This is a genomic window from Arthrobacter sp. 2762, assembly GCF_040548745.1.
Lineage (GTDB): Bacteria > Actinomycetota > Actinomycetes > Actinomycetales > Micrococcaceae > Arthrobacter.
Genome location: NZ_JBEPSI010000006.1, coordinates 90,280 through 103,206, shown reverse-complemented (window position 1 = coordinate 103,206; position 12,927 = coordinate 90,280). Strand labels below are relative to the sequence as shown.

At 61.7% G+C, this 12,927-nt stretch carries 12 protein-coding genes; 2 read left to right on the top strand and 10 right to left on the bottom strand.

All coding sequences use genetic code 11. From position 1 onward, the window contains the following. Positions 1-40: 40 nt before the first annotated feature. From ABIE18_RS12785 to ABIE18_RS12765, 5 genes are read right to left on the bottom strand one after another with little or no spacing between them, the layout of a single operon-like run. Complete coding sequence (locus tag ABIE18_RS12785) at positions 41-757, bottom strand: alpha-ketoglutarate-dependent dioxygenase AlkB family protein (protein WP_499723166.1); 717 nt, start codon at positions 755-757, stop codon at positions 41-43. Beyond that, the gene (locus ABIE18_RS12780) at positions 754-1,383 is read right to left on the bottom strand and encodes a methylated-DNA--[protein]-cysteine S-methyltransferase (protein WP_499723165.1); all 630 of its coding nucleotides are present in this window, start codon (positions 1,381-1,383) and stop codon (positions 754-756) included. Before ABIE18_RS12780 ends, ABIE18_RS12785 begins: the two co-directional genes overlap by 4 nt. Next, positions 1,380-1,958, bottom strand: coding sequence for an RNA polymerase sigma factor (locus ABIE18_RS12775; RefSeq protein WP_499723164.1), 579 nt, complete (start codon positions 1,956-1,958; stop codon positions 1,380-1,382). The genes ABIE18_RS12780 and ABIE18_RS12775 overlap by 4 nt, the downstream gene beginning before the upstream one ends. Continuing rightward, on the bottom strand, positions 1,958-2,467 hold the full coding sequence (locus ABIE18_RS12770; protein ID WP_499723163.1) for a methylated-DNA--[protein]-cysteine S-methyltransferase: 510 nt from the start codon (positions 2,465-2,467) through the stop codon (positions 1,958-1,960). Before ABIE18_RS12770 ends, ABIE18_RS12775 begins: the two co-directional genes overlap by 1 nt. Before the next feature lie 45 nt (positions 2,468-2,512). After that, positions 2,513-2,767: a cell division protein CrgA gene (locus tag ABIE18_RS12765; protein ID WP_216924354.1), complete on the bottom strand. Its 255-nt coding sequence runs from the start codon at positions 2,765-2,767 to the stop codon at positions 2,513-2,515. A 158-nt stretch (positions 2,768-2,925) separates the two neighbouring features. On the opposite strand from ABIE18_RS12765, the gene ABIE18_RS12760 reads away from it, so the two are divergent. Then, on the top strand, positions 2,926-3,750 hold the full coding sequence (locus ABIE18_RS12760; protein WP_499723331.1) for a class E sortase: 825 nt from the start codon (positions 2,926-2,928) through the stop codon (positions 3,748-3,750). A gap of 170 nt (positions 3,751-3,920) precedes the next feature. Further along, a complete protein-coding gene (locus ABIE18_RS12755; protein WP_224094520.1) occupies positions 3,921-4,562 on the top strand; it encodes an aminodeoxychorismate/anthranilate synthase component II in 642 nt (213 codons plus the stop codon). A 31-nt stretch (positions 4,563-4,593) separates the two neighbouring features. Here ABIE18_RS12755 and pknB read toward each other — a convergent pair whose 3' ends face one another. From pknB to ABIE18_RS12730, 5 genes are read right to left on the bottom strand one after another with little or no spacing between them, the layout of a single operon-like run. Next, positions 4,594-6,495, bottom strand: a complete 1,902-nt coding sequence (pknB, locus tag ABIE18_RS12750; RefSeq protein WP_499723162.1) for a Stk1 family PASTA domain-containing Ser/Thr kinase — start codon at positions 6,493-6,495, stop codon at positions 4,594-4,596. 9 nt (positions 6,496-6,504) lie between these two features. Next, on the bottom strand, positions 6,505-8,355 hold the full coding sequence (locus ABIE18_RS12745; RefSeq protein WP_499723161.1) for a protein kinase domain-containing protein: 1,851 nt from the start codon (positions 8,353-8,355) through the stop codon (positions 6,505-6,507). Beyond that, complete coding sequence (locus ABIE18_RS12740) at positions 8,352-9,809, bottom strand: penicillin-binding transpeptidase domain-containing protein (RefSeq protein ID WP_477514234.1); 1,458 nt, start codon at positions 9,807-9,809, stop codon at positions 8,352-8,354. Before ABIE18_RS12740 ends, ABIE18_RS12745 begins: the two co-directional genes overlap by 4 nt. Further along, on the bottom strand, positions 9,806-11,236 hold the full coding sequence (locus tag ABIE18_RS12735; RefSeq protein ID WP_499723160.1) for an FtsW/RodA/SpoVE family cell cycle protein: 1,431 nt from the start codon (positions 11,234-11,236) through the stop codon (positions 9,806-9,808). Before ABIE18_RS12735 ends, ABIE18_RS12740 begins: the two co-directional genes overlap by 4 nt. Beyond that, positions 11,233-12,924, bottom strand: a complete 1,692-nt coding sequence (locus tag ABIE18_RS12730) for a PP2C family protein-serine/threonine phosphatase (RefSeq protein WP_499723159.1) — start codon at positions 12,922-12,924, stop codon at positions 11,233-11,235. Before ABIE18_RS12730 ends, ABIE18_RS12735 begins: the two co-directional genes overlap by 4 nt. Positions 12,925-12,927: the final 3 nt, after the last annotated feature.

Genomic DNA, 12,927 nt, shown 5'->3' with positions numbered 1-12,927 from the left:
TGCCCGTTGCCTGGGACATTTTGCCGCTGCGATCCGGTCCCTAGGACAATCCGGTGACACGCATAGTGATGTTGATTCGTCCATGGGAGAGCCCGCATCCTTCCGGGCAGGTTCCGGGGAGGACCTTTGGGATGCCGTGATACGCGAACCTTGATGCTCCGCCGAAAACGAAAAGGTCTCCCGATCGGAGTTCGACGTCCGTATATGGCTTGGTCCGCGTCTGGGTGTTGCCGAAGCGGAAGAGGCACGTCTCCCCGATGCTGAGGGACACTACTGGAGCATTGGAACATTCATCTTTGTCCTGATGCATCCCCATGGCGGCGCCGCGATCGTAGAAGTTCACCAGTGCTGCATCGGGTGTGTAATTGCCAGCGAGCTCGGCGAGGGCCTCGTTGCCTTCCGGCCCGGAGGAGTAAGCATCGGATACGGCCTTCCTGCCCAAGCGAACCATCCACTCCGGGAAGTCGAGTACAGGCTGGCCGTTTACATCCGTAGCTTCCCTCGTGTAGCGGTAGGGTTGCCAATGCCAGCCAAGGCAAAGGGTCCGGACAGACATCTGATGTCCTCCCGGCAATGTTGCTGCCCGGAGGGGCACCGGCCCGTGCGTCCATTCGCCAAAGCGTTGCACGATCCACCTCTGCTGCTCCAGGCTGAGCCAGCCCGGCACGTGCACGGCGCCTGGAGCTATAGCGCGAGGGGCGGCGTCGTAGGTGTGAGGTTGGATAAGCGTCAACGGAAACAGGGCGTCCTCGCTCATGCGGCAGCCTCAAGCGTAAGGAGCCTTCGTTTCGCTTCGGTTCCACCGAGGTAACCGCCGAAAGTGCCGTCGGACTTCACCACGCGATGGCAAGGAACGATCACCGGCAGCGGGTTGGTAGCGCAGGCCGTTCCAACGGCGCGCACAGCTTTGGGGCTGCCGGCGGCCTGGGCCACCTGTGCGTAACTTTCGGTCCTTCCGTAAGCGATCTGCGGCAAGTGGTGGAGGACGTTGAGGCGGAACCCGCGTGCGAGCTGGAAATCCAGGGGAAGGCTGAAATCCTTACGGGTGCCGCTGAAGTACTCGTCCAATTGGCGGGCAGCGGCCTCAAGTTGTGAAGGTGCATACAGGATGCGGGGACTCACAGTGTCGGCCAACAACTGTAATACGGCCTCGTGGTTTTCACGCTCGAACGCTACCCGCATCACGCCATGCTCCGTACCCGCCAAAAGCAGCTTGCCCACAGGAGAATCCACCACTGTGTAGGCGATGTCCAGGGAATGGCTTTCCTGTGCAGAGCGGACAAGTCGCGCGTGGAGGCTGGCCAGGGCAGGTTCGATTCCGGCGTCGAGGGGTTGAAGAAGTGTGGCAACCGCGGCGCGGTCCGAAAGAGATTCAAGAGTCATCGGATTTCTCCTTTCGCCGATGCTGGGACGGATGACGTAGTCACGGACGTGGAATGAACCAGGAAAGCTCGGACGGATTCGGGCTCGTCGCGGAGCATGGAACGGAGGGCTTTCACACCATCGGATCCCGCACGTCGTGCGGCATCTGGTGTCCCGCCCAGAAGTGACGCAATCTCCCGATATGGGAGGCCCGCCAAATAGTGGTAGGCCACTGCCTGGCGTTGTTTAGGTGGCAACTGCGCGACGGCGTTGAGTAGCTCCGCTTGGTTGTCACCCGGAATGCCAATCTTCGAAGGCCGCTCGGGTGGCTGATCGACAGGCAAAGCGCGCCGATTACTGGAACGGATGAGGTCGATGCATTTCCGATGCGCAATAGTGACGAGCCAGGCCTCAAGGTTGGCATCCGCAGGGAGGGCGCCGTAAGCCTGCAAAGCCGCAAGAAAGGTTTCGGACCAGGCGTCGTCGGCATCGTGAAGGCCAACCACTGCACGGCACACCCGGAGCACAGTGCCGCCATGTTCCTGGACGACTGCTTCGAACGGCCTCTTGGTGTGGGCCGGCTGCCGGCGCTGCATCAGAAGAGTTTGCTCTCTTTCACGGCGGCAGGCTCTTCGAGCTCGAGGAGGAAGCGCTTGTTGGGCAGCCCACCCGCGTAGCCGGTGAGTTGCCCTTTGCGCCCCACCACGCGGTGGCACGGGATGATGATGCTGATGGGGTTTCGCCCCACTGCGGAGCCGACAGCCTGGGCCAGGTGGGGATCGCCCATCTCGAGAGCCAGTTCACCGTAGCTGATGGTTTCCCCAAAAGGAATGTTTTGGAGCCGCTGCCAGACCTTCTCTTGGAAGGCATTGCCCCGGGCTTCAAAGGGAACGTCGAAGTCGGTGCGCTTTCCTTGGAGGTACTCGCCGAGTTCGCCGCGGGTCTGATCGAAGAGTGGTTCCTCGATCCCTGCCGGGACTCCAAAGTAGTCCGGCGGAGGCATGTGCCAATGGCCTTCGTAAAAGATGCCCGTCAAAAACTCCCCGCGGGCAGTCAGCGTCAGCTGCCCCAGCGGGGAATCCATGGTGGTGTGCCTGGTGTTCATATCCTGTAGACGTTCGCGGGCACCGAAATGTGAGGTGTGGGATTCCTAGGCGCGCCAGCGCGTGGTCATGAGGAATCCGACGATTGCGATGCCGAACCCAGCCACGATGTTCCACGAAGCCCATTCCTGAACGGGGAACCGGCCCTCGGTGATATAGAACGTGATGATCCAGATCAGTCCAATGATCATGAGGCCAAACATGACCGGCTTGTACCAAACGGGATTCGGCTTGTACTGCTGCGCGGCGGAAGTCTGCTGGGCCTGACGGGCAGGCCGCTTGCGGGGCTTGGACTCGGGCACGGATCCTCCTTGGCTGTTCGATTGAAACCCGATGCTGCCGGCCTTGGTATCCTGCAGGAAGGAAAAAATCCAGCGGTCAACGGCCACGCGGTGCTCCGGGTTGTTACTAGCTGTCAAGTCTAGCCGCAACCGGGGTAGGCCAGCGCCGCCCGCGCCCTATACGAGGAGACCCTGTGGCGGACCAGCAGACGACGGCGGCTGCAGCCGTGCCGTCCGCCCGCGGGCCGCAGCGAAAACCTCCCCGCGCCCGGCTCACAGCCTCGGACGTTATGCGCAAAATCAGCCAGGTACTGGGCGAGTTGCTCATCACCGCAGGCATTGTCCTCCTGCTTTTTGTGGGCTGGGAGCTGTGGTGGACCAACGTGGAGGCCGACGCCAAGCAGACCGAAGCCGTGAAGAGTTTTGCACAGGAATTTGCGGGACCGGTGACACCGGCTGCCAGCCAGGCTACGGACTACGGTCCGCCCGTCGTCGGGACAGCACCCGCCCATGGGAAAACGATCGGGATCATGTACATCCCTCGATTCGGTCCGGACTACACGCGGCCCATTATCGAGGGAACAGACCAGGATGTCCTGGACACACTGGGCCTGGGGCACTACGGAAACACCAGCATGCCCGGAGCCCTGGGCAATTTTGCCGTCGCGGGACACCGGCAAACCCACGGCGCTGTACTGGATAACATCCACACACTGGTCCCCGGTGACAAAATCTACGTCCAGACGCCCGACGGCTATTACACCTATGTCTTCCGCAACAACCAGATTGTGTTGCCCAGCCAGACCGACGTCCTGATGCCGGTCCCCACGCAACCCGGAGTCACGCCCCGTGAAAGCATACTGACCATGACCAGTTGCAACCCGCGCTTCGGATCCCAGGAACGCATCATCGCCTACTCCGTCCTTGAGGGTTGGCAACCGGCCTCAGCGGGACCGCCGTCGGAAATCGCCACCCAAGTAGCCCAAGCCCAAGGAAAGGGGTAACGGATGTACGCCTGGATCTTCAGGAATTTGCCCGGCCCCTTGTGGGTGCGGATACTGACATCGGTGGCGCTTGTGGCCGTAGCCCTCGTCCTGATGGTGGAGTTCCTCTTCCCGTGGTTCTCCCAATTCACTTCTTTGACCGACTCAACGATTGGTTTAGTGCAGCAGCCATGAGCTCAACAAAAATCCTCGTCGTGGACAACTACGACAGCTTCGTTTACACCTTGGTGGGCTACCTGCAAGAACTCGGCGCCGAGACAACCGTGGTCCGAAATGACGACGTGACACTCGCAGAAGCCAAAGAGCTTGCCGCAGCCCGTGATGGAGTCCTCATCTCTCCCGGTCCAGGAACGCCGGCAGAAGCTGGTGTTTGCATTGACCTCATCAAGTGGTGTGGCGAGGCCGCCAAGCCTATGTTCGGAGTCTGCCTTGGCCACCAGGCCCTTGCCGAAGCTTATGGCGGCGTGGTCACCCATGCGCCTGAGCTGATGCACGGCAAAACCTCGCCTGTGCAGCACGAAGGCAAGAGCGTCTTTGTCGGGCTTCCGTCGCCAGTGACGGCTACGCGCTACCACTCACTCGCTGCGGTTCGCGACTCGATTCCGGACGTCCTGGAGATCACAGCCGAGACCACCAACGGTGTGGTCATGGGTCTGCAGCACAAGACCGCTCCCCTCTGCGGCGTGCAGTTCCACCCGGAATCAGTCCTCACCGAAGGCGGCTACCAGATGCTGGGCAACTGGCTGGAGTCTCTCGGCATGACCGGCGCCGCGGAACGTGCTTCGAAGCTGAGCCCGCTGATCCAGCACTGAGGTGTAGCGGCGGCTGAGAGGACGCGACCCGTTAGTCCTTCTTGGTGGGCGTCGGCTTGGGGCTCGAGGTATCTGTTGGCGTGGGTGTGGGAGTCGGAGCCGGGGCTTTGGCTACCGTTACCGTTACTGTCTTGCCCTGATCCACTTCAGTATTGAAGGTTTCGCTTTGCGCCGTGACCTTTCCGGGGGTCACCTGGGAATTTTCCTGCTCCACCACGGTCATCACGAGGCCGTTCTCCTTCAGCAGCGCTTCGGCCTCCGACTGGGCAAGACCGATCAGTTGGGGCATCAGCACTTTGCCGGAGGAGACCTGCAGCTCAACGTTGGAACCTGCGGCTATGGGCGCCCCGGGGGCTGGACCAGTGGTGATGACGAGTCCGATGGGAACGGTGGGGCTATGCGTCCTCACGCTGGAGATGTTGCCCGTGATTCCCAGGCGCCGGAGGGTGTCGCGGGCGTCTGACTCGGTGCGGCCCACAATGTCTGCCGGGATAGTTACCGAGCTGGGACCGCTGGAGATGTTGAGGATGACTTCGGCGTTCTGTTCAAGCATGGAGCCCGCACTGGGTGCCGTGCCGATCGCCATGTCCTTGGCAACCTTGTCACTGGCCACACGTGCCGTTTTGGGGACCAGCTTTGCGGAGTAGAGCTCCTGCAGCGCCTGGGACTCCGACATGTTGGTCACCGAGGGAACCGCCACCTTGGCCGGCGTCGCGGCGGGCGCGTTGACCAGGCTGTAGATCCAGAATCCGGCGCCTGCGAGAACAAGGATAGTGAAGATTGCCAGGGTCGCCGCCCAAGTACGACGGCGGGACTTCTGGCGCGCGGTCCGCTCACGTTCCGGTGGGAGGTCCAAGGGAAGCGCTTCGTCCAGCGGCTCCTCCATGGGGTCCTGGGGCACGTCCTTGTAGTGCTCGACATCCAGGAATCCAACGGCTGTTGCGCTCAAGAGCTGCGTCTCCGGGTCTTCGGATGAAATGAGGTCGTTCGGGTCGGTAGGTGCCTCGCTGGGGGGAAGAGCGGGAACGGGGATGCCATTACTCGCGGCCCTGAGTGCCCGCCGGAAGGCAGCCGCATCCTGGAATCGGTCTGACCGGTTCTTTTGCAGGGCCTTGGCAAGGACGGAATCCAAAGCCTCGGAAACTTCGGGGTTATGGACGCTGGGAAGGTCTGGCGTCTCCCGGACGTGCTGGTAGGCCACTGAAACCGGGCTGTCGCCTACAAACGGTGGCCGGCTGGTAAGCAGCTCGTACAGGAGGCAGCCGGCAGAGTAGAGATCGCTGCGGGCATCAACGGTCTCCCCCCGTGCTTGTTCGGGGGAAAGGTATTGGGCCGTTCCCACCACAGCCTGCGTCTGCGTCATGGTGGCAGCGGAGTCAGCCATGGCGCGGGCGATGCCAAAGTCCATGACCTTGACGTCCCCGGTATCAGCACAGACCATGACGTTGGCCGGCTTGATATCGCGGTGCACAATGCCCGCCCGGTGGCTGTACTCCAGCGCCGCGAGGACGCCAAGGGTGTAGCCGATGGAGTCTTCAACACCGAGTTCGTGCGCTTTGATCATGTCCCGCAGGGTCCGTCCTGCGACGAACTCCATCACGATGTATGGGACACGCACGTCCTCACCCGGTCCGCCCGGGACGGAGTACTCACCAGTATCGAAGATGGCCACGATGGAAGGGTGGTTCAGTGCCGCGACAGCCTGGGCCTCGCGTTTGAAACGGGCCTGGAACTGGGGATCGCGGGCCAGGTCAGCACGCAGGACTTTGACGGCAATGGTGCGTCCCAGCAGCGTATCTGCCCCACGGTAGACGTCTGCCATGCCACCACGGCCGATCAGGTCACCGAGTTCGTAGCGACCATTGAGGATGCGCTGCGAAGAGACAGGTGTGCTCTCCTCTCGGTGCGCTGGACCGGGCCGTGGCGTAGACATGGCGGCTACTTAATTGCTCGGGCTGCCGGAGCCGCTGGGGCTGGCACTCGGGGACGTCGGATTGCTCGGTACAAGCGACTTGGACAGGTGGTATGTGACTACCGAACCAGCGGCAACCTTTGTTCCAGGGGCTGGCTCGGACCGTACGAAGGTCCCTGGTTTCTGGCCAACGGCACCATTCACGGGATCGCCCGGGACCCACCGCAGGTTCGCTGCTTCGATCAGTCCGCGGACCTCGTCCTCGCTGAGGCCGACACCGATGCTGGGCACGGACACCATTTCGGGACCCTTGGAGTACTGGACAGTGATAACTTCCCCTGGATCAACAGGACCGGTGGGGTTAAGGTCAGTTACCGTACCCACCGCGGCAGTGTTGAATACTTCCTGCCCGTTTACCTGCAGGCCCAATCCAACAAGCTGGCTGCGGACAGTCTCAAAGGGTTGTCCAAGATACTCCTCAGGGATCAGGTTGATTTTCTGGGGAGTGGACTGCGTCGGCGTGGGTGAGGGGGCCTGGGACGTCTGCGTCGGGGTGGCCGATTGCGACGTTGGACTTGCGCTCCGGCTTGGGCTTGCAGATGTGGACTCGTTGGGACCGGGATTCGGGGAGAAGAAGCCCGACTGTGAAATCAGGAAACCAACCAGTGCGAAGAGCACCAGCAGGATCAGGGCAACGAGTGGCCAGGTCCAGGGGCTGCGCTTCTTACGCTCCGGCTCGACGTCGTCGTAGTTGTCGTCATCGCTGTAGATAACTTCTTCTTCGTCGTTCAGCTGCCGCTCTGCCTCAAGTGCATTCGCCCGCGACAAAGGGTTGTCGGCGGAAGCGCCGGCAGCTCCAAGGGCAGCCCCGGCTGCGCCTCCAATAGCGGCGGTGGCGCCGATCACCGGAAGTGCGGAAGTCGACGTCGCGGTGTGCTCCTTGCCAAACGGCGAGGTAACGACGCCGGTGGGGGCCGTAGCGGTATTGACAGGTGCCGTGATGGGTCCAGTAGCGGCTTCGAAGAGAAGCATTCCCGGCACCGCAGCGTGGGCAGTGGTGATATCGCCGTTGCGGATAGCCTCGGCGGCCTCAGCCAGCTTGATGGCGTTGGCTGGACGGTTCTTGGGATCCTTGGCGAGCATGGACATCAGGAGGGCACGCACCGGAGTAGGCAGCGTCTCCGGAAGCGGTGGCGGAGCGTCGTTGACCTGTGCAAGGGCAATGGCGATCTGCGATTCACCGGAGAACGGACGGTGGCCGGTGAGGCATTCGTAACCGATGACGCCCAGCGAGTAGATGTCAGACGAGCCAGTGGCAGTTTGTCCTGTTGCCTGCTCGGGAGCAAGGTACTGGGCGGTGCCCATGACCTGGCCGGTCTGGGTCAGCGGCACCTGGTCAGCCAGGCGGGCGATACCGAAGTCGGTGACCTTGACGCGGTTGTCAGGCGTGATCAGGAGGTTGCCCGGCTTGATGTCGCGGTGGACCAGGCCCTGGGCATGTGCCACGGCCAGGGCGCGCGCCGTCTGGGAGATGATCGAAAGGGTCATGTCAGGCGACAGGACCTGCTCGCGCTCGAGGATGCCGCTCAACGGATGGCCGGGCACCAGTTCCATGACCAGGTACGCAGAGCCGGCTTCTTCGCCGTAATCGAAGACGTTGGCAATACCCACGTGGTTGAGGAGTGCCGTGTGGCGGGCTTCAGCGCGGAAACGCTGGAGGAAGCCGGGGTCCCCGGTGTATTCCTCCTTGAGCACCTTGATGGCAACGATCCTGCCCAGGATCTGGTCCTTGGCCTTCCAGACCTCGCCCATGCCGCCAATCGCAATGCGACTGGTCAGCTGGAACCTGCCGCCGAGTGTGATTCCCGAAGTAGGTCTCACTTATTCAACACCGCCTCAAAAATCTTCTTTGCGTTCGGACTGGTTAGCTTGGCGCCTGTGAGCACATCCACACCTTCCATGACGATGGTGACGGCCACTTGCGGATCGTTCGCCGGGGCGAACCCGGTGAACCAAGAGTTGTTCAAACCTGAATCGCCGAGCTCGGCGGTACCGGTTTTCCCGGCTACCTGGACTCCCGGGACCGCGGCGCCGCTGGCGATGCCGTTGGAGACCGCGCTGCTCATCCACTGGGTGATCTGGTTCGCGATGGGTTGGGTGGTGCTTGTACGGAGTGCCTCGGGCTTGAATTCGCTGATCACCCGGAGGTCGGGAGCGCGAACCGTCTTGACCAGGTTGGGCTTCATTTGCACACCACCGTTGGCAATTGCCGCAGTCATCAGGTTGATCTGCAGCGGGGTTGCCTTGACGTCGCGCTGACCCACTGAGGACTGGGCCAGCTGCGCTTGGTCCAGATCCTTCGGGAAGACGCTGACGGCCTGCTGGAGCTTGAGCTGCTCGCCGAAGGTGTCACCGAAACCGAACTTCTCTGCCTGCTCCCGGATGGCGTCTTGGCCAAGGTCCAGCGCGATGCTCGCAAAGGGAGTGTTACATGACTGTTCCAGGGCGAAGGAGAACGTTGCCGTTTCACGGACGTTGCAGTTGCCGCCGGCGTAGTTGGGCAGACTGGCACTGGATCCAGGCAGGGGCAGGCTGCTGGGGTTCGGCAGTTCGCTGTCCTTGTTGTACTTGCCGGAATTCAGCGCCGCTGCAGTATCGACGAGCTTGAACACCGAGCCTGGGGACAACAAGTTACCTGTGGGCCCGCTGACGTTCTGATTCAAGTTGATGCCGGGAATCTTGTTCAGCTCGGCGTAATTGGCCGCTGCGGCAGCGGTGTCATGGGTAGCGATCAGGTTGGGGTCGTAGGACGGCTTGGAAACCATGGCCAGGATGGCGCCGGTTTTCGGGTTGGTCACCACGATCGAGCCACGCTGACCCTCGGGGATGAGGCCGTAGGCAAGTTGCTGGATGGCGGGATCCAGCGTCAGTTCCACGGAGGCACCCTTGGGCTCATTGCCCAGGAACATCTGGCTGACGCGGTCCAGGAACAGCTGGTCAGAGTTTCCGGCCAACTGATCACTGAGCGACTGCTCGAGCCCCGTAGAACCAAATCCCCTGGAGAAGTATCCGGTGATGCCCGCATAAAGTTCGGGCTGCGTGTACTTGCGTTGGAACGCGCAGGACTCGTTTCCCGGAACGGACTCTGCAATCGGCTTACCGGCGACAATGATCGCCCCGCGGTCGTTGCAGAACGTTGCCAGGATTGCCCGCTGATTCCATGGATTGGCGTTGAGGTCGTCAGCGCCAATGACCTGGACGTAGCTGATGGCGCCGAAAATCAACGCGAACATGGCGACGGCAGCCATCCACGAACTTCTAATTGCCTGGTTCATGGGTGCTTCACCGCTTCCGTGGGTGCGCCCGGTGTGGGTACGGAGGCCGACTTGCGGGCGGCCGGGTTGGTGCTGCTTGCAGGAGGTTTGTTGACCATCGGAGTGGTATCTATGGGCCCGCGGGCCGTGTTGGAGATCATGAGCAGGAGGCCGACGATTATCCAGTTGGCCAGAAGCGAGGATCCACCGGCGGCCAGGAACGGCGTGGTGAGGCCCGTCAGCGGGATAAGCCTGGTGACGCCTCCGATGACCACAAAGCACTGGAGCGCGATTGCGAAGGAGAGCCCGCAAGCCAGCAACTTACCGAACGCATCCCGGGTGCCCAGTGCGGCACGGAAACCACGGGTAAAAAGCAACAAGTAGAGCATCACCACGGCGAACAGACCAATGAGGCCGAGTTCTTCGCCGATCAGTGCCACGATCATGTCGCTGTTGGCGAAGGGCACCAGGTCCGGCCGGCCCTGGCCAAGGCCCGTGCCCACCAGACCGCCGTCAGCCATGCCGAACAAGCCCTGGACGATCTGTCCACTGCCACCGGGTGACCTGCCAAAGACTTCGGGAGTGAAGGCGTTGATCCAGCTGTCGATCCTGAAGGCAACGTGCGAGAAGATCTTGGAAGCGATGAAGCCGCCGCCAAGGATCAGGGCCAGGCCGATCACCACCCATGAGATGCGGCTTGTGGCGACGTAGATCATCACAATGAAGAGGCCGAAGAACAGGACTGACGATCCGAGGTCGCGCTGGAATACGAGGACGCCAATGCTGACCAACCAGGCGGTGATCATGGGACCCAGGTCCTTGAACCGGGGGAACTGCATGGGACCGATTTTCCGTCCTGCCAGCAGGATGAGATCACGGTTGGAGGAAAGATATCCGGCGAAGAATATTGCCAGTGTGATCTTGGCAATTTCCCCGGGCTGGAACGTCATCGGGCCGATCTTGATCCACACGCTCGCACCCAGTACTTCACCGGCAGAGATGCCGGGAACGAGCGGCAAAATCAGAAGGAATGCACTCGCTGCCAAGGAAATGTAGGTAAATCGGCGCAAGACGCGGTGGTCCTTGAGGAACCAAATCACAGCGATGGATACCGCCATGGCAATAAGCGTCCAACGCAGCTGATTATTACCTGTATCGTCCCCGGGGCCGTCCATGCGGTGGATCAAAGCGAGGCCGAGCCCGTTCAAGGCAACAACGATCGGAAGTATTACCGGGTCGGCATACTTGGCACGCAGCCTGAGGACAACGTGGAAGGCAAAGGCAGCGACTGCCAGCAGGCTCGATTGGAACCAGAAGTCGCTGTCCAATCCACTTTCGGAATTGATGCTCACCAGAGCACTGGCGCCGATGCCAACGGCAAGCGCAAGCAGGATGAGCACCAGCTCAACATTGCGCCGCGGCTTGGGTGCGGTCTCAGTCTGGATCATTTTGCCGCCTCACAGGGAGTCGGTACGGGCGAAGGCGTGGGGCTGGCAATGGCCGCTGTACTTGGAATTGGAACACTTGTTGTCGCTGACGGAGTGGGGGAAGGAGTGGTGCTGGGGCAGGTTCCCGACGTACTGCCGTAGTTCTTCAGGTTCTCGACAATACGCTGGGCATCATCAAGGTCCCCGGCGGGAACGGTCTGCCGAACACTCTGTTGACCGTACTCGGGAAGGGACTCAACACGGAGGTCAGTAACAGCCTCAAGCCGGGACAACTGGATGGGTCCGAGCCGCTGCGAAATGCCGTTGAAGATTGCTACCCGGGAATCGTACTCGCCCACGTAATAGCGGGTCTGCGTCCAAGCGTAGCCAAGCCATAGGCCCACCACGACGCCGAGCACAACAACAGCAGCAACAGCGGGCATGAGCCAGCGAATGCGGCGTCGTGCCGGTTCTTCGACTTCCAAGCGGTCCTGCTCGGCTTTGTGCGTCAGGACCGTAGCCGCGCGTCGGGCAACAGTGCGGCCCGCTACCGTCGGGATTGATCCCGTTTCGGCGGCTGTAGCTGCGGCACCCACAAGCTCATGGGGACGGCTGGCGAGCTCTTCGCGGAGGACCTCAGCGGAAAGGTGCTCACCCAGGTGGGGGTCAGTAGTGGTTGGCGGCTCTTTGGAGGTTCCGTCTTCGTCAGCGGACTCAGCCTTCTCCGCGGTTGGGTCGCCATTGCTGAAGGATGAACCTGCATCGGCAACCTTGCCATCATTGGGCGCTGTTGCCTTAAGCTCGCCCGGACTGGCGTCTGCGGGCTTGGTGGCGGAGGGACCTTCCGTCGGCTTATCTGCAGCAGATGATTCCGGCTCGTCCAGCGCGGCAAGCGCCGCGGGAGGAACGACGTCGACGGCGGCCGTGTTGACGTCGTCGTCGGTCTCCTCAACAATCTCCAGCACGACCACGGTGACGTTGTCCGGGGCGCCGGCTTCCAACGTGAGGTTAACCAGGATTTCCGCGCATTCCCGCAGGTCCTTGGTTTCCCGGAATACGCGCTCAACCACGTGCCCTGCCACGTAGTTGAGGCCATCTGAGCAGAGCAACCAGCGTTCGCCCGGCTCGACGTCGAGGGCATCCAAGTCCAGCTCAGGGCTGGCGTCGACGTCACCCAGGACGCGCATCAGAACGTTTTTATGGGGATGTGTTTCGGCTTCTTCGGGGCGGAGCCGACCTTCATCAATAAGGCGTTGAACGAACGTGTGGTCAATGCTGACTTGCTCGAACTCTTTGTTCCGCAGGCGGTAGGCCCGGGAGTCGCCGATGTGGGCGAAATGCAGTTTGCGGCCCTCAAGGAGCAGGGCGGTGACGGTGGTGCCCATGCCGGAGAGCTTGGGATTCTGATGCACCAACTCAGACAGCAGCGAATTGGCGGTCTGGATCTCATCGGCGAGGATCGTGTCGGCGCCGTCGGGGTAGTCATCATGATCGAGGTGGATCATGTCCAGCACCGTGGAGGCCGACGCGACGTCTCCGCCCGCGTGACCGCCCATGCCATCGGCAACGACTGCAAGATGGCGGCCCACATACGCGGAGTCGTCATTCTTGGAGCGGATCCGTCCGACGTCGGATCGCGCGGCGTAGCGCATGATGAGTGGGCGCTCCGCAGGCGTTTCCTTGCCTTCCGGGGTCTCGGGAGAGGCCATGGA

Coding starts and splice junctions, on each gene's coding strand:
- ABIE18_RS12785 (WP_499723166.1), bottom strand. CDS start 757: ATGAGCGAGGACGCCCTGTTTCCGTTGACGCTTATCCAACCTCACACC.
- ABIE18_RS12780 (WP_499723165.1), bottom strand. CDS start 1,383: ATGACTCTTGAATCTCTTTCGGACCGCGCCGCGGTTGCCACACTTCTT.
- ABIE18_RS12775 (WP_499723164.1), bottom strand. CDS start 1,958: ATGCAGCGCCGGCAGCCGGCCCACACCAAGAGGCCGTTCGAAGCAGTC.
- ABIE18_RS12770 (WP_499723163.1), bottom strand. CDS start 2,467: ATGAACACCAGGCACACCACCATGGATTCCCCGCTGGGGCAGCTGACG.
- ABIE18_RS12755 (WP_224094520.1), top strand. CDS start 3,921: ATGAGCTCAACAAAAATCCTCGTCGTGGACAACTACGACAGCTTCGTT.
- pknB (WP_499723162.1), bottom strand. CDS start 6,495: ATGTCTACGCCACGGCCCGGTCCAGCGCACCGAGAGGAGAGCACACCT.
- ABIE18_RS12740 (WP_477514234.1), bottom strand. CDS start 9,809: ATGAACCAGGCAATTAGAAGTTCGTGGATGGCTGCCGTCGCCATGTTC.
- ABIE18_RS12735 (WP_499723160.1), bottom strand. CDS start 11,236: ATGATCCAGACTGAGACCGCACCCAAGCCGCGGCGCAATGTTGAGCTG.
- ABIE18_RS12730 (WP_499723159.1), bottom strand. CDS start 12,924: ATGGCCTCTCCCGAGACCCCGGAAGGCAAGGAAACGCCTGCGGAGCGC.